Here is a 26,492-nt window from a genome sequence, read left to right on the forward strand (position 1 = left end):
GGTCTAACGCGCTTTGCTAACCACCGTCATTCCAGCGCAAGCTGGGATCTCGACGTTAGGCGGATGTCGCGAGCCACGAGGGATACCCCAGCTTTCGCTGGGGTGACGGACTTGTGACTCAGCATGGTCGGACAGAAGGAATCGACCGATGGTCAAGCTCAACAAGATCTACACGCGAACCGGTGACGACGGCACGACGGGGTTGGTCGACGGGTCGCGCGTGTCGAAGGCGAGTGCGCTGATGCAGGCGATTGGCGATGTCGACGAGGCGAACTCGGCGATCGGCGTGGCGGTGGTGGCGCTTGGCGACGATCCGCTCGCCGCTGCGCTGGAGCGAATCCAGAACGACCTGTTCGATCTTGGTGCCGACCTCGCGACGCCTGCGACCGACGACGGATTTGCACCGTCGGAGATGGTGTTGCGGATCGTGCCGGCGCAGGTCGAGCGGCTGGAACGCGAGATCGATGCGATGAACACGCATCTCGCGCCGTTGCGGAGCTTCATCCTGCCGGGCGGATCGCCGCAGGCTGCCGCGCTGCATCTGGCGCGGGCGATTTCGCGGCGCGCGGAGCGATCCGCGGTCGCGGCGACGCACGATATGCCGCTGAATCCCGCGGCATTAGCGTATGTTAACCGGCTATCCGATTTCCTGTTCGTGGCGTCCCGGGCGGTGAACCAAAACGGCGCCGGCGACGTTCTATGGCGACCGGGGGCTACGCGCGCGCAGGCGTGATCGGCGTTCGAGCGTTGCGGTACCGGGCGACGCGTTGAAGGATAATCGATGCCGCAGCCTGTTCGTCCCGATCTCAACGTTGCCCTTTCGTCGGATTTGAGCGAGCGTTTCGCTGCCGTACGCGCGTTGACGCTGGCGCTCGCCGCGCCGCTGTCGGATGCAGATGCGACGGTGCAGTCGATGGACGACGCGTCGCCGACCAAGTGGCATCTGGCGCATACGACGTGGTTCTTCGAGACGTTCGTGTTGCGCGATCACGTTGCTGGCTATGCGTTGCATGACGAGCGTTTTCCGTTCCTGTTCAACAGCTATTACGAGGCGGAGGGGCGGCGTCATGCGCGCGACCGGCGCGGTATGGTGACGCGGCCGTCGCTCGACGAGGTGCGGGCGTACCGCGCGCATGTCGATGCGGCGTTGCTCGACGCGCTGCCTGGGCTGTCGGCGGATGCGCAGGCGCTTGTGGCGCTCGGGTGTCATCACGAGGAGCAGCACCAGGAATTGCTGGTGACCGACATCCTCCACATGTTTTCGGAAAACCCGCTGGAGCCGGCGATGTGGCCGGCGCCGCGGAAAGTGCCGGTCGAGATGCCGGGGCCAATCAACTGGATCGCGCGCGAGAGCGGGATCGTCGAGGTCGGGCATGACGGCGACGGCTTCGCGTTCGATTGCGAGGGACCGCGTCACGCGGCTTTGTTGGTGCCGCATGCGGTCGCGGACCGGACCGTGACGAACGGCGAATGGGCGGCGTTCATCGCCAATGGCGGTTATACCGAGGCGCGGCATTGGCTGGCGGATGGTTGGGCTTGGGTGAAGGCCGAGGGCATCGTCGCGCCGCTCTATTGGGAGCAGGGCGAGGCGGGCTGGACGCGGTTCGGGCTCGACGGCCGCCGCGCGATCGACCCGGCGGCGCCGGTGACGCATGTGAGTTTTTTCGAGGCGGATGCGTATGCGAGCTGGGCCGGCGCACGGTTGCCGACCGAGTTCGAATGGGAGGCGGCGGCGGCCTCGCACGACGCGAACGGCGGCAACCAGATGGACGTGGCTGGGCCGGTCGAGCCTCGGCCAGCGGCAAATGGTCCGGCGTTTTTCGGCGATGTCTGGGAGTGGACCGGCAGCGCTTACCGCCCGTATCCTGGGTTCGTGACGGCAGCTGGCGCCGTGGGTGAATACAACGGCAAGTTCATGAGTTCGCAGTTTATTCTGCGCGGGGGCAGTTGCGCCACGCCGCGCGGGCACGCGCGCGCGAGCTACCGCAATTTCTTTTATCCGCATCAACGGTGGCAGTTCACCGGCGTGCGTCTCGCGAAAGATATCTGATGTTGAAGCCTGAGATCGAGGACGGCCAGCAGACGCTCGCCGACCCGCAGTTCCGTGCGGACGTGCTGGACGGGCTTGCGCGGCGGCCGCGCGCGATCCCGGCGCGCTGGTTCTACGATCGGCGCGGCTCGGAGCTGTTCGAGAAGATCACGGATCTGCCCGAATATTATCCGACGCGGACCGAGCGTTCGATCCTGGAGACGGCGTGCCCCGAAGTGGCGACGCTTGCAGGCGAGGGCCGTGCGGTCGTCGAGTTCGGCTCGGGATCGTCGACCAAGACGCCGATCCTGCTCGATGCCGTCGCGCCGTCGGTCTATGTGCCGATCGATATCTCGGGTGATTTCCTGCGTGAGTCGTCGAAGGTGCTGGGCGATCAGTTTCCCGACCTGCTGGTGCTGCCGTTCGAGGCGGACTTCATGCGGCCGTTGAGCTTGCCGAAGACGATCGCGGATACGCCCAAGCTCGGCTTCTTTCCGGGGTCGACGATCGGCAACATGATCCCGCTGATGGCGGTCGACCTGCTGCGCGCGATGCGGTCGTCGCTCGGTGTCGGCGCGATGCTGCTGATCGGGATGGACCGGATCAAGGGCGAAGACGTGCTGGTGCCCGCGTATGACGATGCGCAGGGCGTGACGGCGGCGTTCAACCTGAACCTGCTCGAGCGGATCAACCGCGAACTGGACGGCGATATCCCGGTCGACGCGTTCCGGCACAAGGCGGTCTGGAACGACGATCGCGCGCGGATCGAGATGCATCTGGAAGCGGTGCGCGATGTCGCGTTTACCGTCGATGGGCGATCGTTCGAGGTCGCCGCGGGCGAGACGATCCACACCGAGAACTCGCATAAATATGGCGCACGCGATGCCCGGATCCTGTTGCGGTCGGGCGGGTGGACGCCGGTGGCGGCGTGGACCGATCCCGAGGGACTGTTCGGCGTGTATCTCGCCGAGGCGCAGGTGGAGCGGCCCGCGCCCTGAGCGGCGGACCCGCCACGCTTTTGGCCAGAGGTTGCAGGCGTTAGGGGGGGCAGATCCGGCGCCTCGTATCCGAATGATACGAGGCGCTTTCGTTATATCCGGTCAGGCTTTCTCGACACGGAACTGGAACAGGTGCTTCTCGCCGTTCAGTTCGACCGCGAGAACCACCATTTCCCCGACCTTCGCCGTCTTGAGCTTCGAGCAGATGATGCGCCCGCCATACCCGCTCTCCGGGTCGAGCGTGGTCGTCTGGACATACTCGTCGTCGAGCATCTCCAGCGTCTTGTTCAGGCCGATCTGGCTCAGCGCGATCGCACCACCGCCGGCGGCAACGGATGCGAGCTGTCCATCGCTGAGACCGGGACGATCGATGACCGTGCGGTAGACGCGCCCGCCCGGTGCGTAGGTCGTCACCGTCGTGTTGTTGTTCTGCGCCGCGGCGGCGGCACCCGCGAGCATCGCGTAGCCGATCTGCGACCACATCGCGCGCTTCTTGGTCTTCGACTCCACCTGTTCCTTGGTGAAGACAGGCAGCGTTTCGGTTCCATAGAAGAACGACATGTTCTCGACGCCGACGTTGATCGGCGCTTTCGACTTGTTGTACACCGCGACCCGGAACGTCAGGCTTCCGTGATCGAGACCCGGCAGGGGAACGACGCGGACGGCAGCCTGCTGATCGGGCAGGTCCTCCTCGATCGTCGGCACGCCGCGATCGAAGCGAACGACCTGCGTAGATGTCGGCGCCGGCTTGATCTCGAGTTTCGCGAACGCAGGCGTCGCCGTCAGTGCTAACGCACTGAAAATAAACAAAGTCTTCATTGTGCCCCCATGTACGGTGGATCCCCATCCACCTTCGAGGGCGCTTATCATAAGCTAATCAAGATGATCAACGTAGTAAGACTTACAATTGATCTAGTCATTTTGGGTTTAGTGTATCGAAGACATTCGAGGTGGGGGTAAGTCATTGGATCTTCGCACCGTTTATTGGGGCGTTGACTTGGCGCACCAGGTCGTGATGTCGGCGATTTTGTGCGCGTGAAGCGCTGTATCGGCCGCTGGGTCGGTTGCCTTCGATTTGGCTCGGGCATAGGGTCAGGTAGTTTTACGAGCGAGGACTAGTCCCATGAACGCCGCCGATGAACGTCGCCGAACTGGAAGAAGGCACCTCTTGATTGCAGCAGTCATCGTCGTCGTGGCGATCACGCAATATGCTGGCTTGAAAGACGCTGTTCGCGACTTTGATCATGGCTTCCGGGATGGCGTCGGCGGGCGCTAAGCCGGGCCAATTTCGAGCATTGTCGGTTACCTGGGGCCTAAAGCAGCCTGACCGCTTTCCTCTCCCGATTCCGGTCATTCCGCTTATGCCGGAGGACTTGGCCGGTATCTCGCTCATTCGGTATTAACCGTTGGCGCTCATAACAAGACTGGCGTCGAACAGGCCGGATGTGAATGGTGTGGAAACAGGTCGACCCAAATTTCGTGTCGAGTGGAAGGACGGCGTCGAGCATCTTCGGCTCCCGGCACAGAAGGCGTGGGTCGGATCGGCAGTCCTGAGTATCTGGCTGCTCTTTTGGGCTTGGGGCGGCAGCAAGGCGGTAATCAGCCACTATCAGGATGCGATGACGCTAGCTTGGCTTGTCGTATTCGTGCTGGTGTTGGCCGCAACAGCGGTTTTACTCGTAGGTCAACTCGTCGGCGTCGACATCATTCGGGTACATCACGGCGAGTTGGCGATCACAAGACGTGCTGGCCCGTTTGCACGTACGTGGCGGTATGACACCCGCATGATCGACAATCTGCGGATAGATATGTCCCAATGGGCCGGAGAGGATACTGACGGAGCCCAGTATGTACCTTTCACGAAGCAACAATGGGGCACCGTTCGCTTCGACTACGGCGCCGAAACGATCCACCTGGCTCCCCATGTCGACGCGCCCGAAGCACTACAAATTGCCGACTGGCTTCGACGACGCTTGCCCGTTTCGGTATCCTGCTGACGGACATATTCGTCAGGCTGCCACCTCGACCGAAGCGCTGTAAAACGTCCGCTTTCCGCTTCAAAGCGGCCGTTCCGCAATCGCCCAATTGCGGACATCGTAGCTTAATGCTTAAAAGGTGGCGTGCCTGATACTACAACACCCAATGATGATCACCGAGTTCGCCCTGTAGCCCGCCATATAAGCGGCCCCCTGATGCTCGGGCTTTTGACTATACCATTGTTGTTCGGCTGGTTTCTAGCTCGCAGGGGATATCCCAATAGTACGAGGGCAGTCGTTGCGGCTTATGCTCTGCTCGCGCCAGCAATCGCAATTTTGGTGCGTTAGCACGGGGCCAACGTTAGGCCGCTTTCCTTCCCATACCGGCCATTCCGCTAACGCCCAATTGCGGACATTCTGCTGAACCGACTACCATGCCTCCGATAGTCGAAGTGGAGGCGATGTGGGCAAGAGGCAACGAAGGAAGTTCAAGGCAGCAATTGGGCCGCCACCGAGCGGGTATAATCCGGGAAGGGGCCGAGATTATTTCGTCATTTCCCTTGTCGTGCTGCCAATCATGGTAGCTGCATCTGCGTTCGCTGGTGCACCGGTTTCGCCCTTGGGTGCCGTTGCCGTTGTGGTAGGATTTTCAGTTTTGGCCGGGGTGGTAGGGACATTCACGGACAACATCGGGTTCTAAATTGTCCCGTCTGTGAATGTCCGCTCTCCTCTCCTTTCCGCCATTCCGCTTGCGCCCGGAGGCGGACGTCGCAGTGTTCGCAGCGCTCGCATGCACCCGGCTGATCCTGCTTGTCTTGAAGCAACCCTCGGCCGGCTTGTATCGTGATGTTGGCGGCGGGGTGATGCTGTCCTAGATTGCAAGGGCGCCGTAGGCTGGAGAACTGAAATGCGGTTGGTCCTTTCCGTCGCTATGCTGGTGTCCACTCTCGTCACCGGGGGTGAGGCGAAGGCGCAAACGGAATTGCGGGCGAGTGTCGATCTATCCGAGTGGACGCCATCGCAGAACCTGGTGCTCAACCTATTGACCGGCAGCTATGTCGTAACGCCGCCAACCGAGGGCTGGCCCGAGGCGAGACCGCAACCTGTTGCACGGCGAGGACGATTGGCGGGCGAGAACCTGCGGATGACACGCGCGCTTGCCGAGCAGGCGTTCAAAAGCGGACTGAGTGACAAAGAGTGTGAGGCCAGGAAGAGTCCCGGCGACGATATCGTCACCAGTAACGCGGTGGGCCCGATGGCGTTGATGCTGACCGATGGTCGCGTCACGCAAACATCAGCGCAAGACAGATGCCGAGCCGAGGCGGCAACCGCCCTATTCAGTTATGTAACGCGCTTGTTCGATCATCGCTCGCCATAAATGCGCAGCGCATCGGTGCGTCCTGCACGAGCAAGCAACGCGCACTTCCGACTACCGCAAACGTCCGCTTTTCTCTCCTAATCAGCCATTTAGCTATTGTTGGATGGCCCCACCCCGACCCTCCCTGAAGGGGAGGGGGAAGGTTAGGGGCGTATGACCTTGGCGCGCCAGGTGGTGATGTAGTCGGTGTTGCCGCGGCATTCGCTCATGTCGGCTTGTTCGGAGAGGCGGAAGCGGGTGGTGTCCCAGACGAAGCCCTGGCGGGAGCCGCAGTCGCCGAGGCCGCGGCCCTTGGCGTAGCTGGTGAGGATGCCGTCCTCGAACGTGCCGTTGATGACGCTCTTTACGGGGGTGCCGGTGTCGGCGCCGGTCGCTTCGAAGCCTGCGGGGGCGTCGAGTTGGGCTGGGGTGATGCTCGCGCCATCGACGATGAAGAGTGCGCCGATCAGGTTGTAGGCGCCGGTCGAGCAGGGGAGGATGACGAGCGACTTGCCGCCGCCCAGCGCGTGCGTCTCGGGGGTGGTGATCGACTCGCCGGCGCCGTCGGGGAAGCTGGCGAGATCGCAGGTGGCGCGTTTGCGCATCGTCGCGACCTGGGCGGCGGTGAGCTTTGCAGCGGTGCCCGATGGCGCGATCGCGGTGATGATCGGGAGCGGGGGCGCGGGAGCGGCCGAGGGGGCGGGGCCCTTGGCGACGATCGCGTCCGTGCTGCCGGCGCGGCCTTGTCGTGCGTCGATGTAGCGGAGCGCGGCGGCGGCGCCCTTCAGCGAGACGGTGGCGAGCGTGGCGCCGTTCGCGTCGAGGATCTTCAGCGACTGGGCGTTGGCGATCGCCGCGGCTAGCGCGGCGGCATTGCGCAGGGCGATGGGCTTGCCGTCGACCGTGAAGCTGGCGGGCGGGCGCTTGGTGGCCGCGTCGTCGTTGCGGGTGTCCAGCGCCAGCGCGATCTTGCCGCCGCCGCTTGCCACCGGGCCGGGCTCGCGCGTGAGGTTGAGCGTGATCATGCTCTCGCCGCCCGCCTCGGGAAGGAGCGAGCCGAGCGTGCAGCGCAGCGTGTTGTCGCAGCCGACGGTCCAGTCGGTGAAGGTCTTCAGCGCGCCCGGCTTTGGGGGCGTGTGCGAGTCGGCGGCGGGGGTCGGCTGGGGTGTCGTCGGCGCGGCGGGGGCTGGCTCGGTCTTTGGCGCCGTCTCCGCCTTGGGCTGGGGTGCGGGCTGGCTCGGCGAACAGGCTGCGAGCGGCAGTATGGCGAGGGGCGCGAGGGCGGAAAAGATCGGTTTGCACAGCATTGTTGCAGTCTAGCGCTCTGGCTGCGCGGGGAAAAGCGGCTAGGGAGGGGGCAACAAATCAGGAGAGTGATGTGCAGACGATCGGCGTGATTGGTGCAGGACAGATGGGCGCGGGGATCGCGCAGGTGTCGGCGCAGGCGGGGTACCGCGTGCTGTTGGCGGACGTGTCGCTGGAGGCGGCGACCAAGGGTAAGGCGGGGATCGCCAAGGCACTTGGCCGGCTGGTCGAGAAGGAGAAGATCGCGGGCGAGGCGTGTGATGCGGCACTCGCGCTGATCGAGCCGGTCGCGAGCGTGGCGGACATGGGCGACTGTGGACTCGTCGTCGAGGCGGCGACCGAGCGCGAGGCGGTGAAGCGTGCGATCTTCGCCGAGGTCGGCAAGGTGCTGGGGCCGGACGCGATCCTGGCGTCGAACACGTCGTCGATCCCGATCACACGGCTGGCGCAGGCGGCACCCGATCCGGCGCGGTTCATGGGCGTGCATTTCTTCAACCCGGTGCCGGTGATGCGGCCGATCGAACTGATCCGGGGCCTGGCGACGTCGGACGCGACGGTGGCGGCGGTCGAGGCGTTTGCGGAAAAGCTCGGCAAGCAGGTGGTGCACGCGAACGACGCGCCGGGCTTCATCGTCAACCGCGTGCTGATGCCGATGATCAACGAGGCGTGCTTCGCGCTGGGCGAGGGCGTGGCGAGCGTGCGGGACATCGATCTCGCATGCCAGCTCGGGCTGAACCATCCGATGGGGCCGCTGACGCTGGCGGACTTCATCGGGTTGGATACGTGCCTGGAGATCACGCGCGTGCTGTTCGAGGGGACGGGCGATCCGAAGTTCCGGCCGGCGCCGGTGCTGGTGAAATATGTCGAGGCCGGGTGGTTCGGGCGGAAGACCAAGCGCGGCTTCTACGATTATTCGGGCGCGGAGCCTGTGCCTACGCGGTGAGCGAGCCGGGCACGTTCCGAGGATATGCTCGGGGGGTGACGGTCCCGCTGCGGTGGCGAGCAGCGGGACCCTGAGTAATCAGGTATATTTCGGTTCGTGATGTCATGATCGGTAATGTTCGCAAGTATTGGCGATTTGTGATTTGACACTATAATCTGTCATCTTTAGCAACATGGGATGACGTAACAAAACTGCCTTCGATCTGTATTAGCCCGCCCAGCATATCCCGACCATCTCGTCGGGTTCTGGGGGGTTATATTCGATGCGTTTCATTGGTGGACTGCGTAATCTTGCTTGCGTGTTGATGGGCGGGGCGGCGATGTCCGCGCTCGTCATTCCCGCTCATGCACAAACCGGGCAGGCGCCGGACGCGCCGACGGATGGCAAGACCGGCGAGGGCGCGACGCCTGCCGCGAGTTCGGACGGGCAGGGTGCTGGTCAGGGTGTTGGCCAGGGCACGGTGCAGGGTGAGGGATCATCCGGCGGGCTTGGCGATATCGTCGTGACGGCGACCAAGCGCGAGACCAATTTGCAGAAGACGCCGATCGCGATCTCCGTGCTGAGCGCGCAGAACCTCGCGGATCGCCATGTCCAGAGCCTGCTCGATCTCGCCGACGGCGCGGTGCCGTCGCTGCGGGTGACGACGTTCGAGGCGCGCCAGTCCGCGCTGACGATCGGGATCCGCGGCATCGTGCCGCTCGACGCCAACCAGCCCGCGCGCGAACAGGGCGTCGGCGTCTATATCGACGGCGTGTACCTGGGGCGCCAGCACGGCCTGAACGTCGCGCTGCTCGACCTGGAGCGGATCGAGGTGCTGAAGGGGCCGCAGGGCACGCTGTTCGGTCGCAACACCGAAGGCGGCGCGCTGAGCCTCGTCACCAAGGCGCCGACCGGCAAGTTCGGCGTCCGCGTCAATGGCGGCCTGAGCAACTATGGCGGCTATAGCGGCGACATCCATGTCGATTTCGACAAGCTCGGCGATTTCAGCGTCAAGGTCGACGGCGTGCTCCAGAAGCGCGGCCCGACCGTCAAGAACCCGCTTGCCGGCGCGAGCGGCTTCAACCAGTACGAGCGTCGCGGCGGGCGCGTCGCGGTCCGCTGGGAACCGGCCAGCAACTTTACCGCCGATTTCGCGCTCGACGCCGGCTATGATGCGAGCACGCCCTATTACAGCCAGCTGGTCAACTATACCGGCACCGCGACCATCCCGTCGATCGTCCAGGTCTCCGACACGCGCATGACGGTGGCCGATATCGGCGTACCGCAGCAGCCGAGCGTGTCGAAGACCGCCGGCGCGACGACCAATCTGAAATGGGAGGTGGCACCGGGCCTCGAACTCCGCTCGATCACCGCCTGGCGCCGGGTCAGCGCGACGCAGTGGGACAATAGCGGCGGCGCCCACCGCGTGCCGGTCTATTCCTCGACGGGGGCGTTCAGCCGCTACAGCCTGGCCAACCTGAACCAGCACCAGTTCAGCCAGGAATTGCAGGCGGTCGGCAGCGGCGCGCAGCTCGATTACGTCGGCGGGCTGTATTATTTCAACGAAACCTCGAGCGACAATGCGGCGACGCCGAACTCCAACATCTGGAACGCGGACGGCACCGGCTACACGATCAACTCGGCCGCGCTCGTCAATCCGTTCGCATCGATCGACCGCGCCAGCATCGCGCATTCGAAAAGCTATGCCGCTTACGGCCAGGCGACCTATACCCCGAACGTGCTCGCCGAGGCGCTGCACCTGACGGTCGGCGGCCGCTATACGCGCGACGACAAGGACGGCACGCTGGTCACGTTCCGCAACGTCGCCAACGGATCGACCTTCGACAAGTCGTGGGACCGGTTCAACCCGATGGCGACGCTGGCCTACGACGCCAGCGCCGACGTCCACCTGTATGCCAAATACGCGACCGCCTATCGTGCGGGCGGCGCGAGTTCGCGGTCGCCGACCTATCGCACGTTCGATCCCGAAGAGGTCAAGTCGTACGAGGTCGGCCTGAAGTCGCAGTTCCTCGACAACAAGGTCCGCTTCAATCTTGCCGGCTACATCATGGACCGCAAGAACAGCCAGATCGACTTCAACGCGATCTATGTCTCGAACGGATCGAACGTGAACGTGCTGGAGACGGTGAATGCGCCCGGCATCACCAAGATCCGCGGCGTCGAGGCGGATGTCAGCGTCAACCCGGTCGACCGCCTCACGCTGACCGCATCCTATGCCTATACCTATACCAAGGTGCCGCCGACCGCGAACCCGTTCAAGGACGATGCGCTGCAGGCCGTCTACATCGTCTTCACGCCGCGCAATGCCGCGAGCGGCGCGGTCGACTATGCCTACCCGCTGGGCGCGCTGACGCTGAAGGCGCATGTCGATGCGAACTACGCGCAGGCGACACAGACGTTCGATCAATATGCGACGAAGAACGATTCGTCGTTCATCGTCAACGGACGCCTGTCGATCGCGGACATCCCGATGAGCCACGGCGGTCTGCTGACGGTGTCGGCTTGGTCGCGGAACCTGTTGAACGAGTCGCACATCTATCGCCGGTCGCCCGAGAACGAGGCGACGCTGGGCGATTACGCGAACTTCAACGAGCCGCGCACGTTCGGGCTGGAGGGATCGCTGAAGTTCTGATCCGGTCGGCCGGTCCTGCGGGACCGGCCGACATTGCTTTCGCCGGGTGCTCGTATCCAGATCGGATGCGGCACCCGGATTCGTAACTCCGGTCGGGCTAGAACTGGCCGCCCACGTTGAAGGTGATGAGTTTGCTGTCGTCGCCGGGAGCCTTGAGCAACGCCTTGGCGAGATCGATGCGCAAGGGGCCGAACGGCGAGGTCCAGTTGACGCCGACGCCGACCGACAGGCGCGGGCTGGCGGTGTTGCCCGAATAGGTCTCCTTATAGGTGCCGAGCGCGTAGGTGTAGGGCGTGCCGGTATTGGTCGTCGTGCTGGCACCCGCCGAGTCGAGATACAGCAGGTCGCCCGCCGTGTTGGTGTATTGGCGCGTGCCGGCGACGCAGGCGACCGAGGTCGCATTGGCGGTCGCGCAGGTGTCGGTCAGCGTCGGGGTCTTGCCGCCGAACACCGCGCCGACATCCATGTAGATCGACGGGCGCAGGCCGAGTTCGCGCGCGCCAGCACCGAGCGGCAGTTCGAGCTCCAGACGCGCCTGGTAATAGGCGGTGCCGCCGAGCGCGGTCTGGGTGTTCGAGGTGCTGCTGGTCGACAGCGTCGCGGGGACGGTCGAGGTGTCGTAATAGGTGCGCGTCACGCGCGGGCCGACGCCGCGAATGTCGAAGCCGCGCATCTGTGGGTCGCCGAGATAGAAGCGGTCGGTGAGCCGGACGTCCTGGCCGAGACCCTTGATATACCCGCCCTCGGCATGCGCCGACAGGATGAAGCTCGACCCGAGGTCCATGTACTTGGTGTAGTTGGCGGTGCTGCGGATGTATTTCGTGTCGCCGCCGAGCCCGGCGAAATCCTGGCTGACGCTGAACTTGCTGCCCTTGGTCGGGCGCAGGCGGCTGTTGGTGTTGTCGTACACCAGCGAATAGCCGATCGACGAGGTCCAGCGATTGCCGACCGCGTCGCACAGATACGTGCCGGCGATCCCCGGATCGCAGACGCCGTTGGTGTAATAGGTGTCCTGGTCGAGCGTGACCTGATCGTAGGACAGTCCGTAGCGTGCGGTGGCGGACCAATATTCGGTGAGCGGCACCGCGGCGCGGATCTGGAAGCCGGTCGAAATCTGTTCGTAGGTGGTGTCGTCGCTGTCGCCGGTGGTGCTGTACGAGCTGTAGTCGCGGCGAAAGACGTCGCCACCGAGCGCGATGTTGGTGTCGAACAGATAGGGCTCGGTGAAGCCAAGATTGACCGATTTCGAATAGCTCGACACGCTGACGTTGGCGCGCAGCTCCTGCCCCATGCCGCGGAAGTTGCGCTGGGTGATGCTGGCCGAAGCGATGAAGCTCTCGAGGCTCGAATAGCCCGCCGACAGCTGGAGCTCGCCGCTCGCCTTCTCCTCGAGGTTGGTCTCGAGGATCACGCGGTCGGGCGCGGAGCCCGGCAGCTGCTTGATCGTCATCTTGTCCTGGAAATAGCCGAGCGAGTTGATCCGGTCCTCCGAGCGCTTGACCTGGAAGCTGTTGAACGCATCGCCTTCGGCTAGGCGGATCTCGCGGCGGACGACCTTGTCCTTGGTCTGCGTGTTGCCGTTGATCTCGACCCGCTCGACATAGGTGCGCTTGGCCTCGGCGATGTTGAAGTTGATCCCCATCGTCAGCGTGTCGGCGTCCTTGGCGAACTCCGGGTTCACTTCGGAAAAGGCGTAGCCGAACAGGCCCGCGGTCTGGCTGAGATTGTCGACCGAATCCTCGACGAGCTTGGCGTTGTACCAGTCGCCCTTCTTGAGCGGCAGCGTCGCAGCGAGCTTCTTGCTGTCGAAATCGCGGATCTGGCTGTCGACGCTGACGTCGCCGAATTTATAGCGTTTCCCCTCCTCCACCACATAGGTGATGATGAAGTCCTTCTTGTCCGGCGTCAGTTCGGCCACCGCGGAGGTGACGCGGAAATCGGCATAGCCTTGCGTCAGGTAGAATTGGCGAAGCTTCTGCTGGTCGTAGCTCAGCCGATCCTGATCGTAGCTGGTCGCCGACGACAGCAGCCGTTTGAAGCGCGCCTGCTTGGTCGCCATCTGCGCGCGGATCTGATCCTGCGAAAAGACGGTGTTGCCGAGAATGTTGATCTGGCGGACCTTTGACTTGGGACCTTCGCTGACCTCGAACACGACATCGACGCGGTTCTGGTCGAGACTGACCATCTTGGGATCGATCACCGCGGCGAACCGGCCTTGGCGCCGGTAGAGCTCGATGATCCGCGCGATATCCTGGCGAACTGCGGTGCGGGTGAAGATCTGGCGCGGGGCGAGCTTGATCTCCTTGGTGATCTTGTCGCTCTTCAGCGCCTTGTTGCCCTCGATCAGGACGCGGTTGACGATCGGGTTCTCGCGCACGCGGAGCACGATGTTGCCATCCGCGACGCCGGCGATCGAGTAATCCGCGAACAGGTCGCTCGCCTGCAGATCCTTCAGCGCCTGGTCGAGCGTCTCCGCCGAATAGGGCGCGCCGACCCGCAGCTTGGTGTAGCTCAGCACCGTCTCGGGCTCGATCCGCTGCGAACCCTCGACGCGGAGGGTCTTGATCGTGCGGGTAGCGGGAACGGCGGGAACGGCGGGTGGCGCTAGCGGGACCTGTGCCGCAGCTGGCGTGACCATCGTCCCGGCTATGACCAATGCCAGCGAACCGGCGCCTAAATCGAACTTCATGCCTGCGTCTCCGGGGGTGAACCGCGGCGCTGTGGGGGGCATGTTTCCCCGGGATGTTCCGATGTGTCGGGAGATCGCAGGACTGCAACACGCCAACACATCGGCGCGGCGCGCGCGGCGCGATCGCACGCACCCCGGCAACGCATGTCAGCGTATGTCGCCGCATGTCGCAATCATGTCCGCCGGCACGGTGGAGGACATGCCCGGGACATTCGGCGCGGATAGTGAGCCTCATGCAGGTCGATGCCCCGCCTGCATGAGTGAAAGGCCATCATGCGCGTTGCCATCAAGGGTGTCCCGGCACCCGAACCCATCCGCCCCGCCGCCTCGCCGCCGATCATCGACAACCCGTTCGCGCCCGAGATCTTCGCGACCGGTTTTGCAGGACTCGCCAATTTGAGCGGCGTGATCGTGCTGACGCTGGAAAGCGCGCGATGCGACCATAGCCGCCAGCCGCCCGCCGTCGACCGGGTCGTCGTCGGCCGGATCGCGCTGACCAGCGGTGCCGCGCAGGACCTGGTGGCGGGCCTCAACCAGTTCCTGGAGCAGCAGGGATTGAGCCCGTCGAAGGCGATGGCGGGCGGGGCGACGTTTCAATGAGCGCGCCCGCGAACGGCATCGGAGGACCGCGGCCGGCAACCGGCACGCGGATGGCTCCGCTGGCCACCATCGTCGCCTATGGATCGATCCACCAGACCGTGCGGTTCGATCCGATCATGGTGTCGGGGCGGGTGCTGGCGAGCCGAATCGTCCGGATCGCGGCTGCGCTGCCCCGGATCCGCGTGCGGCGGATCATCTTTGCGGTGCGGACGATCTAGGTTTCGCGAAGGTCGCAGTCAAAGTCGGATGCGTCGGGCCGCGACGCTCCGGCAGCGCGACCGAAGCGAATACCGGCATTCGGACGGATGTTTCGGTCGTAACGTTGCAGTAAGCCAACCCGGTTATTAGATGTCAGTCACTTAGCCCGGATTGACGAGTAGACGGCCTTGACCGAGAGCACAGACGGCGCCGTCGAGCGCGCGCCGCCCAGTCCGGGAGCGATAACCGCCGACGCGGAGCGCATTGCCGCCCAGGTGATCGGGCAGGACGTCGGGACTGACCCGTTCGTCGCCGCGGTGCGTGCGACGCGGATGCCGATGATCATCACCAACCCGCGATTGCCCGACAACCCGGTCGTGTTCGCGAACGACGCCTTTTGTCGGCTGAGCGGGTATGACCGCGAGGACATCCTCGGGCGCAATTGTCGATTCCTGCAGGGGCCCGAGACCGATCGGGACACCGTCGCCCTGATCCGCGAGGCCGTGCGCCGCGTCGAATCGATCGAGATCGATATCCGGAACCACCGCAAGGACGGCGAGACGTTCTGGAACCGGCTGCTGCTGGCGCCGGTGTTCGATACCGAAGGCGTGCTCGCCTATTTCTTCGCCAGCCAGGTCGACGTGACGATCGAGCGCGAGCGGCTGAAGGGGCTGGAATCGAGCAACGCGTCGCTGATGGCCGAGCTGACCGATCGCCTGCGGCTGCAACAGGAGCAGGAGCGCGAGCTGGCGTTTACGCTGCGCGCCGCGCGGTTCGGGACGTGGAGCCTGGAGATCGCGACCAGGCGGCTGACCGCGTCCGAAACGTGCAAGGAGATCTTCGGCAGGCCGGTTGACCAGCCCTTCACCTATGAGGATCGGCTTCAGGCTATTCATCCCGACGACCGGGAGAAGAGCGTCCTTGAAGTCCGGCGCTGCGTCGACGAGGGCACCGACTACGACGTCGTGTACCGGATTTATCGTCCCGACGGCGAGATGCGCTGGATCGGATCGCGCGGGCAGCCCTTCTTCAGTGCCGAGGGAACGGCCTTGCGGATCGCGGGGGTGTCGACCGACATCACCGACCAGCGTCGCACCGAGATCACGCGCACCGCGCTGGTCGAACTGGGCGACGTGTTCCGCGATACCGAGGACGCGAACGACCTCTCGTTCGAGGCTGCGCGGATCATCGGGCGGACGATCGACGTCAGCCGGGCGGGTTACGGCGAAGTCGACGCCGACAGCGAGACGATCCGGATCGTTCGGGACTGGAGCGCGCCCGGCGTCGAGCCTCTCTCCGGCAGCTTCGCACTCCGCGACCTGGGAACCTATGTCGACGACCTGAAACGTGGCGACGAAGTGTGCATCGAGGATTCGCGGACCGATCCGCGGACCCGCGACACCGGCGAAGCACTCGTGGAGCTGGATGCACGCGCGATCATCAACGTGCCGGTCATGGAAAACGGCCAGCTGGTGGCGATGCTGTACCTGGCCGATGCGGGGGCGCGGCGCTGGCGCCCGGACGAAGTGGCGTTCGTGCGCGAGGCCGCCGACCGCACCCGCATCGCATCCGAACGGCGGCGTACCGAACAGGCGCTGGCGACCTTGGCCGAATCGCTCGAGCAACAGGTGGCGGCGCGGACCAATGAACTCAATCATGCCGAGGACGCACTGCGGCAGTCGCAGAAGATGGAGGCGGTCGGCCAGCTGACCGGCGGCGTCGCGCATGATTTCAACAATCTGCTGACGGTGATCCGTTCGGCGACCGACCTGTTGAAGCGGCCCGACCTGAGTGCTGAGCGACGCGAGCGGTATATCGATGCGATCTCCGATACCGCCGACCGCGCGGCGAAGCTGACGGGGCAGTTGCTTGCGTTCGCGCGGCGGCAGGCGTTGCAGCCGGAAGTGATCGATGTCGGGCACAGCCTTCAGGTCATCGCCGACATGCTGGGGACGCTGACCGGATCGCGGATCGTCATCGGCATCGACGTGCCGGAAACGCCGTGCTTCACCAGCGTCGATCCGAGCCAGCTCGACACCGCGCTGGTCAACATGGCGGTCAACGCGCGCGATGCGATGGATGGCGCCGGGCGGATCGACATCGCCGTGCGGACCGCATCGTTCATTCCCGCGGTGCGATCGCACCCCGCGGTCGAGGGGCGTTTCGTCGCGATCGCGATGCGCGATACGGGCTCTGGGATCGCCGCCGACAAGCTGGAGCGGATCTTCGAGCCGTTCTTCACCACCAAGGGCGTCGGCCAGGGTACCGGGCTGGGGCTGAGCCAGGTGTTCGGCTTCGCCAAGCAATCGGGCGGCGATATCGTCGTTGAGAGCGTGCTGGGCGAAGGCACGACCTTCACGCTGTACCTGCCGGAAGTGGAGGAGGGCGTCTCGGCTGCGGACGACGACACGCTCGAGAGCCTGGCGGACGGGCACGGGACGTGCGTGCTGGTGGTCGAGGACAATAGCGAGGTGGGCACGTTCACGACCCAGTCGCTGGCGGAACTCGGGTATCTGACGGTGTGGGCGGCGAATGCGCAGGACGCGCTGGCCGAGCTGGACCGCGATGCGGCGCGGTTCGACATCGTGTTTTCGGACGTGGTGATGCCGGGGATGAACGGGATCGAGCTCGGCAAGGCGATCCGCGCGCGCTATCCCGACCTGCCGGTGGTGCTGACCTCGGGGTACAGCAACGTGCTGGCGCAGGACGGCACGCACGGGTTCGAGCTGCTGCACAAGCCGTATTCAGTGGAGCAATTGTCGCGGGTGCTGCGCAAGGTTGCTGGGTAGGGGGGCTGGGGTTAAGGTTCGGCGGTTTTCGCTGTGGTCGGGAGAGGTGTCGGCAGCCGCGGCGGGCATTGCCAGCGCAATGGCGTCCTGCCTCCTGGGCGGCAAGGCGGTCGTCGCGCGCTTCACGATCTGCAGCCACGCTAAGCGGATTGACTGCATGGTCGGCGACGACACGTTCCGGATGGCGTGTACCTAGATACGCGTCGCCGACATCTCAACGCCCTAATGCTCAATTCCGTCTCGCCAAGCACTGCTGTGTTTTCAAAAACGGAAGAAGGCACCGGGCCGAATTCGAGCGATATATCTAAAGATATTGGGATTAAATTAAAGTTCACAGTAATTGCTAAACTGCACGCTCTTCGCGAAGTTTTGCAAATTCCTTTAGTCCGGGATGAACCTTAAGTCGCGTAGCGCCACTGTCCCAACCGGCATCGGGGTCAGTATATTGAAATACCCAGCCGCTACCACCGGTTCCTATTCCCTTACGATATCCAATAACCGAAAACTGATAGAGTAGTTCTAGAGCCTCGCTCGCGCTTACTTTGTTACGAGAAGATTTTTTCTTGTGATAAGCCTTTTCAAAGTCGTCCCTAGACAACGTCACCGTTGCAACATCGGAGCAGGCTTGCAATGCTTCAGACCAGCGATCCCAGTGAGGCCCGATCTCATCGTCTAATTCCTGCTTCAGATAACGCGAATACGGTTCGCGAGCAGTCTGAATGTCAGTATTATCGAAGCCGTCTGCATTGGGAAGTTCTTTAAGTGCTTTTGATAGTGCGTAGTTTAAGAACTGTATTATATCTCGAGGCCGAAGAAAAGTTCGAGATATTATATGGCTCCATTTGCTTTGTGAGCCGCGCATGAGGTAGCCATCTTCAATGTCTTCCCAGAAAATGCCATTGCCTAGCTTTACTCGGATTCTCTCGTTGATCATCTCCTTAAGCGAGTCGGCATTCCGCTCTAAGTATACGGCAGACGACTGAGAAACCTTATTTTTGTCAGAAAATCGTAACTCGTCCCATATGTCTGAGCGAACATAGATTATTGGGTGGATGCGAGCCTCATTAAACGAGACGGACCTAATTGTCCGGCCGGCTAAAATGAGGCCGATTATCATCTGACTTCTTTGATCATCTAGAGTAGAAAGGCCTTGATCTAGCTCGTCAATATGCAAAAACAGCTTTTTTACCCCGGTTTGTGAACATATCGTCAGAACGTTGTTCATAATTACGTCGGTCAGGGCATCAAGTTCCGACGATACTCCACCTGAGTCGGTTTCAAAATCAACACTTCCGATCTTATTTCCCATAATAGAGGGAGAGAACGAGCTCTTCTTGAGCTTGAGAGACTTTGGACGGAGTATGTCTGAGAGAGATGGGTTTATCCCACCATAGTTGTCATGCAAAAACTGATGCGCCGATCTTTGCGCATCAGTTTGAAGCTTAGTACCTTTAGCTGATAATACTAAAGATGTAGCCTTAATTGCCAATAGATAACGCCACGAGCTGACGTAACTTTCTATCTCCGAAGCGCCCAAATTTCGACGCTCGGCATGCATGTTCCATGGGTAAGTTCTGAGACTTACCGATGTCGTGACATATTCTTTCGTAGTATGATCAAAGTATTTGGCTAGGGCTGTTTTTCCGGAGCCCTTTCGTCCAATAACGACCAACTTCTGACCAGACTCAATTTCGTCAACTGCATCGGTTTTAAGAAAATACGATAAGACCGAGTCGTCTTCTTCTGCTGATACATCCCCGAAGGTCTTAATATCGGAAAGATAACCCATCTAATCTACTCCGCCGCGACCGAGTCGCTGAACATGTCCCGGACTTCGCTCAGGTCCACATTCGCGATCGGCCCCTTCTTCGCGGTCTGGCGCTTGTCGAACGAGTCCCAGACGTCGTTCCACTGGCCCTTGGTTGCGGCCTTCGAATACTCCGTTGCGCGCTGTTCGAAGAAGTTGGCGTGCTCGACGCCGTTGAGCATCGGCGCGAGCCAGGGCAGCGGGTGCTCGTCGATCATGTAGATCGGCTTCAGGCCGAGCTGAGTCATGCGCCAGTCGGCGATGAAGCGGATGTACTTCTTGATCTCCTTGGGGGTCATGCCGTTGACCGGGCCCATCTCGAAGGCGAGGTCGATGAAATTGTCCTCGAGGCGGATCGTCGTCTGGCAGACGTCGGCGATGTCGTCCTTGACCGCCTTGGTCAGGCACTGGCGCTCCTGACAGAAGGTGTGGAACATCTTGATGATGCCCTCGCAATGGAGGCTCTCGTCGCGGATCGACCAGGTGACGATCTGGCCCATGCCCTTCATCTTGTTGAAGCGCGGGAAGTTCATCAGCATCGCGAACGACGCGAACAGCTGGACGCCCTCGGTGAAGCCGCCGAACATGGCCAGCGTGCGGGCGATGTCCTCGTCGTTGTCGACGGTGAACTGCTGCATGTAATCATGCTTTTCCTTCATCTCGGCATATTCGAGGAAGGCGCCGTACTCGCTCTCGGGCATGCCGATGGTGTCGAGCAGATGGCTGTAGGCGGCGATGTGGACCGTCTCCATGTTGCTGAACGAGGTCAGCATCATCTTGATCTCGGTCGGCTTGAACACGCGGCCATACTTTTCGTGGTAGCAATCCTGCACCTCGACATCGGCCTGCGTGAAGAAGCGGAAGATCTGCGTGAGCAGGTTGCGCTCGTGATCGCTGAGCTTCTGCGCCCAATCGCGGCAATCCTCGCCCAGGGGCACTTCCTCTGGGAGCCAGTGGAGCTGTTGCTGGCGCTTCCAGAACTCGAACGCCCAAGGGTATTCGAACGGCTTGTACTGCTTGGAGGCGTGAAGGAGGGACATGGGGTAAGCTCCGGTCAGACGATAAGATGAAAGCGTAGCGCGAGGTGCAACGTTCCGGTGAGGATGAGAGCGGTCGAGGCGGCGATGCGCACGGCATCCCGCTGTGACGGCGTGAAACGAGTCGGCTTGGTCAAGGCGTACAGCAGCGCGACGAGCGCTGCCAATGCGAGCGCATCGAGCACGGTATCCAGGGAAACCGTCATGTCTCTGTGCTCCACTGCCACATTGCGGCGGCGGACATTGCGAGGACGATCGCGCCCGAGGTGAGCATGATGCCGATCATGCGGAACGCGTAGGTCTGCGGTTCGGAGATGCTCGGGCTGCGCAAACGGAGCAGCATCGCGACGCCGACGATTCCGAGCACGCCCGCGACCACGAACATGATAGCGCTGCCGTACGTCATGCGACCAACTCGCGCGGCGCGCGTTCAGCACCCGAACCCCGTATTGGGGCTTTCACCACAGGAGAACGATCATGGTCGATGCAACCCAGATCCAGGAACATGCCAAAGTCATCGGCGCGGACGGCGTCCATGTCGGCACCGTCGACAAGGTCGAAGGCAACCGCATCAAGCTGACCAAGAAGGACTCGGGCGCGCAGGTCGTCGAGGGCACGGGCAGCCATGAAGGGCATCATCACTTCATCTCGCTCGGGCTGGTCGCGGATATCGAGGACGGCAAGGTCCGGCTTTCCGCCAACGCCGACGTGGCGGTGACGTTCGAAGAAGAGGAATAAGCCCTCTGCGGTGCGTATCGAACGCGCCGCATAGCCAGCTCGAACCCCGGTCCGCTTCGCGCGGGCCGGGGTTTTTTGCGTCAGGCGCCCCCCGGTCCGTGATTGACGGGCCGGGGTCACGCTTGAACGCCGAAAGGCCTTACTGGCAGGCAAGGCACTCATCGTAATCCTTCGACTCGACGTCGATCTGGCGCAGGTCGATCGTGTTGTCCGCCTCGACGCCGCCGGCGAAGCCCGCGCGCTGGACCGACTTCGAACGCAGGTAATAGAGCGACTTGATGCCGAGCTCCCAGGCGCGGAAGTGGAGCATGAGCAGATCCCACTTCTCGACGTCCGCCGGGATGAACAGGTTCAGCGACTGCGCCTGGTCGATGTAGGGCGTGCGATCGGCGGCGAGTTCGAGCAGCCAACGCTGGTCGATCTCGAACGACGTTTTGTAGCAGTCCTTTTCCTCGACCGAGAGGAAGTCGAGATGCTGGACCGAGCCGCCCTGTTCGAGGATCGAGTTCCACACCGCGTCCGAGTTCTTCGACTTCTCGCTCAGCATCTTTTCGAGATACGGGTTCTTGATCGAGAAGCTGCCCGACAGCGTCTTGTGCGTGTAGATGTTCGCCGGGATCGGCTCGATGCACGCCGACGTGCCGCCGCAGATGATCGAGATCGAAGCCGTGGGTGCGATCGCCATCTTGCAGCTGAACCGCTCCATCGCGCCGACATCGGCGGCGTCGGGGCAGGGGCCACGCTCGATCGCGAGCTGCATCGAGGCTTCGTTGGCCTGGCTGCTGATGTGCTTGAACATGCGGAGATTCCACGACTTCGCCATCGCGCCCTCGAACGGGATGCCGCGTGCCTGGAGGAACGAGTGGAAGCCCATCACGCCGAGCCCGACCGACCGCTCGCGGCCCGCGGAGTAGGCGGCACGTTCCATGCCGGGCTCGTGGCGGTCGATGTAATCCTGCAGGACGTTGTCGAGGAAGCGCATGACGTCCTCGATCAGGCCCTTCTCGTCCTTCCACTGATCCCATGTCTCGAGGTTCAGCGACGACAGGCAGCACACGGCCGTCCGCTCGTTGCCGAGGTGATCCTTGCCGGTCGGCAGCGTGATCTCCGAGCAGAGGTTCGAGGTCGAGACCTTGAGGCCGAGCTCGCGGTGATGCTTCGGCATCGCCTTGTTCACGTGATCGGCGAAGACGATGTACGGCTCGCCGGTCTGGAGACGGGTCTCGACGAGCTTCTGGAACAGCGAGCGCGCGTCGACGGTGGCGCGGATCGCCTGGTCCTTCGGCGAGCGAAGGTGCCATTCGTCACCGTTGCGGACGGCTTCCATGAAGGCGTCGGTGATCAGCACGCCGTGGTGGAGGTTGAGCGCCTTGCGGTTGAAATCGCCCGAGGGTTTGCGGATTTCGAGGAATTCCTCGATCTCGGGATGCGAGACGTCGAGGTAGACGGCGGCCGACCCGCGGCGCAGCGAACCCTGGCTGATCGCGAGCGTCAGCGAATCCATGACGCGGACGAACGGGATGATGCCGCTGGTCTTGCCGTTGAGGCCGACCGGCTCGCCGATGCCGCGGACGTTGCCCCAATAGGTGCCGATGCCGCCGCCGCGTGAGGCGAGCCAGACATTCTCGTTCCAAGTGTCGACGATCCCGCCGAGGCTGTCGGGGACCGAGTTGAGATAGCACGAGATCGGCAGGCCGCGACCCGTGCCGCCGTTCGAGAGAACGGGGGTGGCGGGCATGAACCAGAGCTTCGAGATCGCGTCGTAGAGGCGCTGCGCGTGGCCGGCGTCATCGGCATAGGCCGACGCGACGCGGACGAACAGGTCCTGGTAGCTCTCGCCTGGGAGCAGGTAGCGATCCTTGAGCGTGTCCTTGCCGAATTCGGTCAGGAGCGCGTCGCGGCTGTGATCGACCTCGACCGGGTAGATCTGTGCGCGCACGGAGTGGCTGTCCTGCGCCTGGCGGGGGGCCTTCGGAGCCTCGGCTTCGATGGTGGCAGTGGTCTGTTCGATCGTATCTGTGGTCATGTCGCTATCCCGGCTGCTGTCTCTGAAATCCATCGAAACCGCTCCTAGTGTTCTGTATTCGTTCGAATCGGCGTCATGTCGCCATGCTACCATCGGACGGCCCCTAACGGGAGAACAAAAAGTGACCATCGCGGCGGTGGAAGGCGCGCTTACGGTCATATCGCATATGGCTATGCGAGGGTTGTTCTACCAGCGATTGGGTCCGCCCCCGAACGCAACCCCAAGAGATTGTGCCAAAGCGCGAAGAGACGCAAGGGGGGGCGGGGGTGGTCGGGGGCTCGGTTCGTCGCGTTCGGGCGCGGGTTGGCCGACCGGCATATTCGCGACGCGTGGAGTTCTGCGGGGTTCGCGAAGCGCAAGGGGGCGAAGCGGGAACGAAAAATTATTTCGGGGTGGAAGGTGGCAAATGTTGCTTCGGTTGGGGGCGGTGGATGTTGGGTAGCCTGACGATCCTCCCCCTGGCGGGGGAGGATCGAAATCTGGTTGATGATCCATCGAGGCCTTGCTCGACGGCACCGCTCCGGCGGAGGCCGGGGTTCGGTTGGAAGGCGTTGCCGACTGAGCGGGTGGGTCGTTACTGCGGCCTTGCCAATTGGGCCCCGGCCTCCGCCGGGGTGGAGGTAAGGGTGCGGGGACGGGTGGGGTTTGGAGCCCGGACCCCGGCCCGGGGCTGGGGGTGGGGCTGGGGCCGGGATTGGGGGAAGTGACGATTGGAGGAAGTGGGGCGCGCGGTGTTCGACTTTCCATTCAGCTTCCGCCCTTTCTAGTTCCCCCGCGGAGGCGGGGGCCCAGAGGCCACCAGCGACGTCCTGCTTGATTCCTGGACCCCCGCCTTCGCGGGGGAACGGGATGGGGCGTTCGTCCTCTTATAAAGAGCGAGTGCCACCCCGGCGGAGGCCGGGGCCCAGTTGGGTTGTCTGTTGGGTATCGGGCGACGTCCGTGCGGCAGGGGGTTCGGCGGGAGTTGCTGGAGGTGGCGCTGGTGGAGGTTAGTTTGGTGGCTGTGCCGATGCAGGCTTTGGCTCGGGTTGAGGTGGTGCCTTAGCGGCTTGTCCCTCTCCCTGTCGGGGAAAGGGAGGGAGGAGCCGCTTGGCGACGGAAGGGTGAGGGGCTTTGGCGCGGGGGTTTCGTGCCTCACTCCCCTCTCCCTCCCACGCGCAAGGGCGCGCGGGCCCCTCCCTCTCCCCGGAGGGGCGAGGGTTTCAGAGAGTTTCATGAGGCGTCCTGCGGGGCGCCTTTTTTCGTTTCACGCGAGGAGATGGACATGAGTGTTGTTGACCGGCCGGTTTTGGCGGGGGCTTCCCCCTTGATGCAGAATGCGGCGTTTGCGGGGTTCGTTCGGACTGGCGCTACGCTGGAGATGAAGGCTTTTACCGGGGTAACCGGCGACGCGGGCGGGTTTGCGGTGCCGCGGGAGATCGATGCTCAGATCGATACTTTGCTGAAGGGAATCTCGCCGATCCGGTCGATCGCCAATGTGGTGAAGGTAGGGTCGGCCGGGTATCGCAAGCTCGTGACCACGGGCGGTACGCCGTCCGGTTGGGCGGCGGAGAATGCGGCTCGGCCGGAGACGGCTTCGCCGGTGTTCGTCGAGATCGCGCCGCCTACGGGGGAGCTGTATGCCAATCCTTCGGCTAGCCAGGCTATGCTCGACGATGCTGCTTTCGATGTGGAGGAGTGGCTGGCGGGCGAGATCGCGATGGAGTTTGCGAAGGCCGAGGGGGCGGCTTTCGTGTCGGGTTTCGGGAATCGGATTCCTTCGCTGACGTTCGAGGTGATCGCGGACGAGGGGCAGGTGCTGGTGTCGACGATCGCGAAGGCGCTCGCGGGGGAGGTTTCGGGGACGGTGGCGCTGGCGGTGGGCGGGTTCGCGGCGTCCGGCGGGAGCGTGCGGGCGGTGCTGGAGATGTTGGGGCAGGCTGGTGGGGCCTGGTTCGTACCGTCCGGCGCGGGACTGGTGATGCGGGATGCCGCGGCGGCGACGGTCGTCGTGGCGGATGAGGGGTTTGCGGTTGAGGGGAAGGGCGTGCGGCGGGCTCGGGCTGTCGCTGCGATCGAGACGGTGCCGCGGACGGTGACGGTCGGCTGTTACGACGCGGCGCGCGATTATCAGGCTGGCGTGCAGCGGGCGCGGCGACCGGGGGCGGGCGTGCGTGACGACCGCGTCGAGGTGCCGGCGGTGCTGGAGGCGGGCGCGGCGAAGACGGTGGCGGAGGCGATGCTGGCGCGGGCCGAGGCTGGACGGGTGCGGCGGACGATTGCGACCGGGTTCGGGGCGATGGCGATCGCGCCGGGGGCTTGCGTTACGATTGCGGGGGAGGGCGGCACGTGGCGAGTGGCTGATGTCAGCATCGAGGGGATGGTGACGACGCTCGGGCTGGTGCCGCTGGTGGTGGCTTCGTTGCCGGCGAGTGCGACGAGCGGGCGGGTTTCGGGGGCGGTGGATGCGGTCGTCGGGGCGACGATCGTGCGGGCGTTCGAGGTGCCTGGATTGGAGGAGGCTCCGTTGAGTGCGCCGCGGATGACGGTGGTTGCAGCCGGTACGGGCGTGGCTTGGCGGCAGGCGGCCCTGCTCTACAGCATCGACGATGGCGTGAGCTGGGTGGCGGCCGGGGCGACGGCTGCGCCCGCGGTGATCGGGACGATCGCGGTGGTGGCGCCCGGCGCACCGGCGACGCTGATCGATCTGCGGGGGGCGTTCGAGGTCGTTCTTGCGCATGCGGCCATGGACCTGGGCGACGCGGATGCGGCGGCGCTCGATCGGGGGACGAACCTGGCTTTGCTGGGGGACGAGCTGGTGCAGTTCGGGCGGGCGGAACCGCTGGGCGGTGCGCGGTGGCGGCTGAGCGGATTGCTGCGCGGGCGGCGGGGGACCGAGCCGGCGACCGGCGCGCAAATCGTCGGGGACCGGTTCGTGCTGCTCGAAACGGGCGCGGCGCGGGCGTTCGACCTGCCGGTGTCGGTGCTGGGTCGTGAGGTTCGCGTGATCGCTTCCGGAGTCGGCGACGATACGCCGGTCGAGACGCGGTGCGTGATGCGCGGGGCCTCGGTGGTGCCGCCGGCCCCGGTGCATATGCGGAGCGTGGGCGAGGCGGACGGAAGCGCCACGGTGCGCTGGACGCGACGGAGCAGGGCCGGGTGGCGCTGGATCGACGGGGTCGACGCACCGCTTTCGGAGGAAGGCGAGGCGTACCGCGTAACGATCTCGACCACCTCCGGCGCGCGCGACGTCGAGGTCGTGGCCCCCGTCGTGTCGGTGACGGCAGCGGAACGGGCGGGGTCGGCCAGCGTGACGGTGCGGCAGCGCGGCGTGTTCGGCGAATCGCTGCCGACCGAACTGATCGTACCGGCGTGATTCACCAACGGGG

Annotated in this window: 20 protein-coding genes and 3 pseudogenes; 15 read left to right on the forward strand and 8 right to left on the reverse strand. The window is 63.7% G+C overall.

Features of this window, described 5'->3' with window-relative positions; translation table 11 throughout:
• Positions 1 to 148: 148 nt before the first annotated feature.
• From BM244_RS08565 to egtD, 3 genes are read left to right on the forward strand one after another with little or no spacing between them, the layout of a single operon-like run.
• Positions 149 to 733: a cob(I)yrinic acid a,c-diamide adenosyltransferase gene (locus BM244_RS08565; protein WP_093398530.1), complete on the forward strand. Its 585-nt coding sequence runs from the start codon at positions 149 to 151 to the stop codon at positions 731 to 733.
• 48 nt (positions 734 to 781) lie between these two features.
• The gene (gene egtB / locus BM244_RS08570) at positions 782 to 2,050 is read left to right on the forward strand and encodes an ergothioneine biosynthesis protein EgtB (protein WP_093398531.1); all 1,269 of its coding nucleotides are present in this window, start codon (positions 782 to 784) and stop codon (positions 2,048 to 2,050) included.
• Positions 2,050 to 3,027 carry an L-histidine N(alpha)-methyltransferase gene (gene egtD / locus BM244_RS08575; RefSeq protein ID WP_093398532.1) on the forward strand — a complete coding sequence of 326 codons (978 nt, stop codon included), beginning with the start codon at positions 2,050 to 2,052 and terminating at the stop codon, positions 3,025 to 3,027. The genes egtB and egtD overlap by 1 nt, the downstream gene beginning before the upstream one ends.
• 102 nt (positions 3,028 to 3,129) lie before the next feature.
• Here the strand turns inward: egtD and BM244_RS08580 are convergent, their stop codons facing one another.
• The gene (locus tag BM244_RS08580; protein ID WP_093398533.1) at positions 3,130 to 3,846 is read right to left on the reverse strand and encodes a hypothetical protein; all 717 of its coding nucleotides are present in this window, start codon (positions 3,844 to 3,846) and stop codon (positions 3,130 to 3,132) included.
• Positions 3,847 to 4,150: 304 nt separating this feature from the next.
• Between BM244_RS08580 and BM244_RS23065 the strand changes: the two genes are divergently transcribed.
• From BM244_RS23065 to BM244_RS08590, 3 genes are all read left to right on the forward strand, one after another.
• Positions 4,151 to 4,303 (forward strand): hypothetical protein, encoded by a 153-nt coding sequence (locus BM244_RS23065; RefSeq protein ID WP_175518135.1) that lies wholly within the window; start codon positions 4,151 to 4,153, stop codon positions 4,301 to 4,303.
• A gap of 169 nt (positions 4,304 to 4,472) precedes the next feature.
• Positions 4,473 to 5,024: a hypothetical protein gene (locus BM244_RS08585; RefSeq protein WP_175518136.1), complete on the forward strand. Its 552-nt coding sequence runs from the start codon at positions 4,473 to 4,475 to the stop codon at positions 5,022 to 5,024.
• Positions 5,025 to 5,910: 886 nt separating this feature from the next.
• Positions 5,911 to 6,381 (forward strand): hypothetical protein, encoded by a 471-nt coding sequence (locus tag BM244_RS08590; RefSeq protein ID WP_093398535.1) that lies wholly within the window; start codon positions 5,911 to 5,913, stop codon positions 6,379 to 6,381.
• A gap of 143 nt (positions 6,382 to 6,524) precedes the next feature.
• Here BM244_RS08590 and BM244_RS08595 read toward each other — a convergent pair whose 3' ends face one another.
• Positions 6,525 to 7,667 carry a DUF1176 domain-containing protein gene (locus BM244_RS08595; RefSeq protein WP_093398536.1) on the reverse strand — a complete coding sequence of 381 codons (1,143 nt, stop codon included), beginning with the start codon at positions 7,665 to 7,667 and terminating at the stop codon, positions 6,525 to 6,527.
• Positions 7,668 to 7,738: 71 nt separating this feature from the next.
• On the opposite strand from BM244_RS08595, the gene BM244_RS08600 reads away from it, so the two are divergent.
• The gene (locus BM244_RS08600; protein ID WP_093398537.1) at positions 7,739 to 8,608 is read left to right on the forward strand and encodes a 3-hydroxyacyl-CoA dehydrogenase NAD-binding domain-containing protein; all 870 of its coding nucleotides are present in this window, start codon (positions 7,739 to 7,741) and stop codon (positions 8,606 to 8,608) included.
• A 262-nt stretch (positions 8,609 to 8,870) separates the two neighbouring features.
• Positions 8,871 to 11,240: a TonB-dependent receptor gene (locus BM244_RS08605; protein ID WP_254784355.1), complete on the forward strand. Its 2,370-nt coding sequence runs from the start codon at positions 8,871 to 8,873 to the stop codon at positions 11,238 to 11,240.
• Between the two features lie 97 nt (positions 11,241 to 11,337).
• Here the strand turns inward: BM244_RS08605 and bamA are convergent, their stop codons facing one another.
• Complete coding sequence (gene bamA, locus BM244_RS08610) at positions 11,338 to 13,929, reverse strand: outer membrane protein assembly factor BamA (RefSeq protein WP_093398538.1); 2,592 nt, start codon at positions 13,927 to 13,929, stop codon at positions 11,338 to 11,340.
• Between the two features lie 273 nt (positions 13,930 to 14,202).
• Here bamA and BM244_RS08615 point away from each other — a divergent pair, with 273 nt between their 5' ends.
• From BM244_RS08615 to BM244_RS08625, 3 genes are all read left to right on the forward strand, one after another.
• A complete protein-coding gene (locus BM244_RS08615; protein ID WP_093398539.1) occupies positions 14,203 to 14,529 on the forward strand; it encodes a hypothetical protein in 327 nt (108 codons plus the stop codon).
• A complete protein-coding gene (locus BM244_RS08620; protein ID WP_093398540.1) occupies positions 14,526 to 14,747 on the forward strand; it encodes a hypothetical protein in 222 nt (73 codons plus the stop codon). The genes BM244_RS08615 and BM244_RS08620 overlap by 4 nt, the downstream gene beginning before the upstream one ends.
• 168 nt (positions 14,748 to 14,915) lie before the next feature.
• Positions 14,916 to 17,516: a PAS domain-containing protein gene (locus BM244_RS08625; protein WP_254784356.1), complete on the forward strand. Its 2,601-nt coding sequence runs from the start codon at positions 14,916 to 14,918 to the stop codon at positions 17,514 to 17,516.
• Positions 17,517 to 17,859: 343 nt separating this feature from the next.
• Here BM244_RS08625 and BM244_RS22625 read toward each other — a convergent pair whose 3' ends face one another.
• The 4 genes from BM244_RS22625 to BM244_RS08645 are packed head-to-tail and all read right to left on the reverse strand — an operon-like array spanning position 17,860 to position 20,766.
• The gene (locus tag BM244_RS22625; RefSeq protein WP_139226894.1) at positions 17,860 to 19,305 is read right to left on the reverse strand and encodes a P-loop ATPase, Sll1717 family; all 1,446 of its coding nucleotides are present in this window, start codon (positions 19,303 to 19,305) and stop codon (positions 17,860 to 17,862) included.
• A 5-nt stretch (positions 19,306 to 19,310) separates the two neighbouring features.
• On the reverse strand, positions 19,311 to 20,363 hold the full coding sequence (locus BM244_RS08635) for a ribonucleotide-diphosphate reductase subunit beta (RefSeq protein ID WP_056484648.1): 1,053 nt from the start codon (positions 20,361 to 20,363) through the stop codon (positions 19,311 to 19,313).
• A gap of 14 nt (positions 20,364 to 20,377) precedes the next feature.
• Complete coding sequence (locus BM244_RS08640; protein ID WP_060527255.1) at positions 20,378 to 20,566, reverse strand: hypothetical protein; 189 nt, start codon at positions 20,564 to 20,566, stop codon at positions 20,378 to 20,380.
• Positions 20,563 to 20,766, reverse strand: coding sequence for a hypothetical protein (locus tag BM244_RS08645; RefSeq protein ID WP_093398542.1), 204 nt, complete (start codon positions 20,764 to 20,766; stop codon positions 20,563 to 20,565). The genes BM244_RS08640 and BM244_RS08645 overlap by 4 nt, the downstream gene beginning before the upstream one ends.
• 71 nt (positions 20,767 to 20,837) lie before the next feature.
• On the opposite strand from BM244_RS08645, the gene BM244_RS08650 reads away from it, so the two are divergent.
• Positions 20,838 to 21,098, forward strand: coding sequence for a DUF2171 domain-containing protein (locus BM244_RS08650; protein WP_093398543.1), 261 nt, complete (start codon positions 20,838 to 20,840; stop codon positions 21,096 to 21,098).
• A 139-nt stretch (positions 21,099 to 21,237) separates the two neighbouring features.
• Here the strand turns inward: BM244_RS08650 and BM244_RS08655 are convergent, their stop codons facing one another.
• On the reverse strand, positions 21,238 to 23,157 hold the full coding sequence (locus BM244_RS08655; RefSeq protein WP_093398544.1) for a ribonucleoside-diphosphate reductase subunit alpha: 1,920 nt from the start codon (positions 23,155 to 23,157) through the stop codon (positions 21,238 to 21,240).
• A gap of 877 nt (positions 23,158 to 24,034) precedes the next feature.
• Between BM244_RS08655 and BM244_RS23770 the strand changes: the two are divergent.
• The 3 pseudogenes from BM244_RS23770 to BM244_RS08665 all read left to right on the forward strand — a co-directional run.
• A pseudogene (locus BM244_RS23770) lies at positions 24,035 to 24,169 on the forward strand (HK97 family phage prohead protease); the annotation flags it as partial.
• 219 nt (positions 24,170 to 24,388) lie between these two features.
• Positions 24,389 to 24,865 (forward strand): annotated as a pseudogene (locus BM244_RS23510) (phage major capsid protein); the annotation flags it as partial.
• Positions 24,866 to 25,018: 153 nt separating this feature from the next.
• Positions 25,019 to 26,479 (forward strand): annotated as a pseudogene (locus BM244_RS08665) (phage tail protein); the annotation flags it as partial.
• Positions 26,480 to 26,492: the final 13 nt, after the last annotated feature.

The organism is Sphingomonas sp. OK281, assembly GCF_900115295.1.
Lineage (GTDB): Bacteria > Pseudomonadota > Alphaproteobacteria > Sphingomonadales > Sphingomonadaceae > Sphingomonas.

Bases quoted from the DNA above. Each gene is read 5' to 3' on its own strand.
- BM244_RS08565 (WP_093398530.1), top strand. From the start codon at position 149: ATGGTCAAGCTCAACAAGATCTACACGCGAACCGGTGACGACGGCACG.
- egtB (WP_093398531.1), top strand. From the start codon at position 782: ATGCCGCAGCCTGTTCGTCCCGATCTCAACGTTGCCCTTTCGTCGGAT.
- egtD (WP_093398532.1), top strand. From the start codon at position 2,050: ATGTTGAAGCCTGAGATCGAGGACGGCCAGCAGACGCTCGCCGACCCG.
- BM244_RS08580 (WP_093398533.1), bottom strand. From the start codon at position 3,846: ATGAAGACTTTGTTTATTTTCAGTGCGTTAGCACTGACGGCGACGCCT.
- BM244_RS23065 (WP_175518135.1), top strand. From the start codon at position 4,151: ATGAACGCCGCCGATGAACGTCGCCGAACTGGAAGAAGGCACCTCTTG.
- BM244_RS08590 (WP_093398535.1), top strand. From the start codon at position 5,911: ATGCGGTTGGTCCTTTCCGTCGCTATGCTGGTGTCCACTCTCGTCACC.
- BM244_RS08595 (WP_093398536.1), bottom strand. From the start codon at position 7,667: ATGCTGTGCAAACCGATCTTTTCCGCCCTCGCGCCCCTCGCCATACTG.
- BM244_RS08605 (WP_254784355.1), top strand. From the start codon at position 8,871: ATGCGTTTCATTGGTGGACTGCGTAATCTTGCTTGCGTGTTGATGGGC.
- bamA (WP_093398538.1), bottom strand. From the start codon at position 13,929: ATGAAGTTCGATTTAGGCGCCGGTTCGCTGGCATTGGTCATAGCCGGG.
- BM244_RS08615 (WP_093398539.1), top strand. From the start codon at position 14,203: ATGCGCGTTGCCATCAAGGGTGTCCCGGCACCCGAACCCATCCGCCCC.
- BM244_RS08620 (WP_093398540.1), top strand. From the start codon at position 14,526: ATGAGCGCGCCCGCGAACGGCATCGGAGGACCGCGGCCGGCAACCGGC.
- BM244_RS22625 (WP_139226894.1), bottom strand. From the start codon at position 19,305: ATGGGTTATCTTTCCGATATTAAGACCTTCGGGGATGTATCAGCAGAA.
- BM244_RS08635 (WP_056484648.1), bottom strand. From the start codon at position 20,363: ATGTCCCTCCTTCACGCCTCCAAGCAGTACAAGCCGTTCGAATACCCT.
- BM244_RS08640 (WP_060527255.1), bottom strand. From the start codon at position 20,566: ATGACGGTTTCCCTGGATACCGTGCTCGATGCGCTCGCATTGGCAGCG.
- BM244_RS08645 (WP_093398542.1), bottom strand. From the start codon at position 20,766: ATGACGTACGGCAGCGCTATCATGTTCGTGGTCGCGGGCGTGCTCGGA.
- BM244_RS08650 (WP_093398543.1), top strand. From the start codon at position 20,838: ATGGTCGATGCAACCCAGATCCAGGAACATGCCAAAGTCATCGGCGCG.
- BM244_RS08655 (WP_093398544.1), bottom strand. From the start codon at position 23,157: ATGGATTTCAGAGACAGCAGCCGGGATAGCGACATGACCACAGATACG.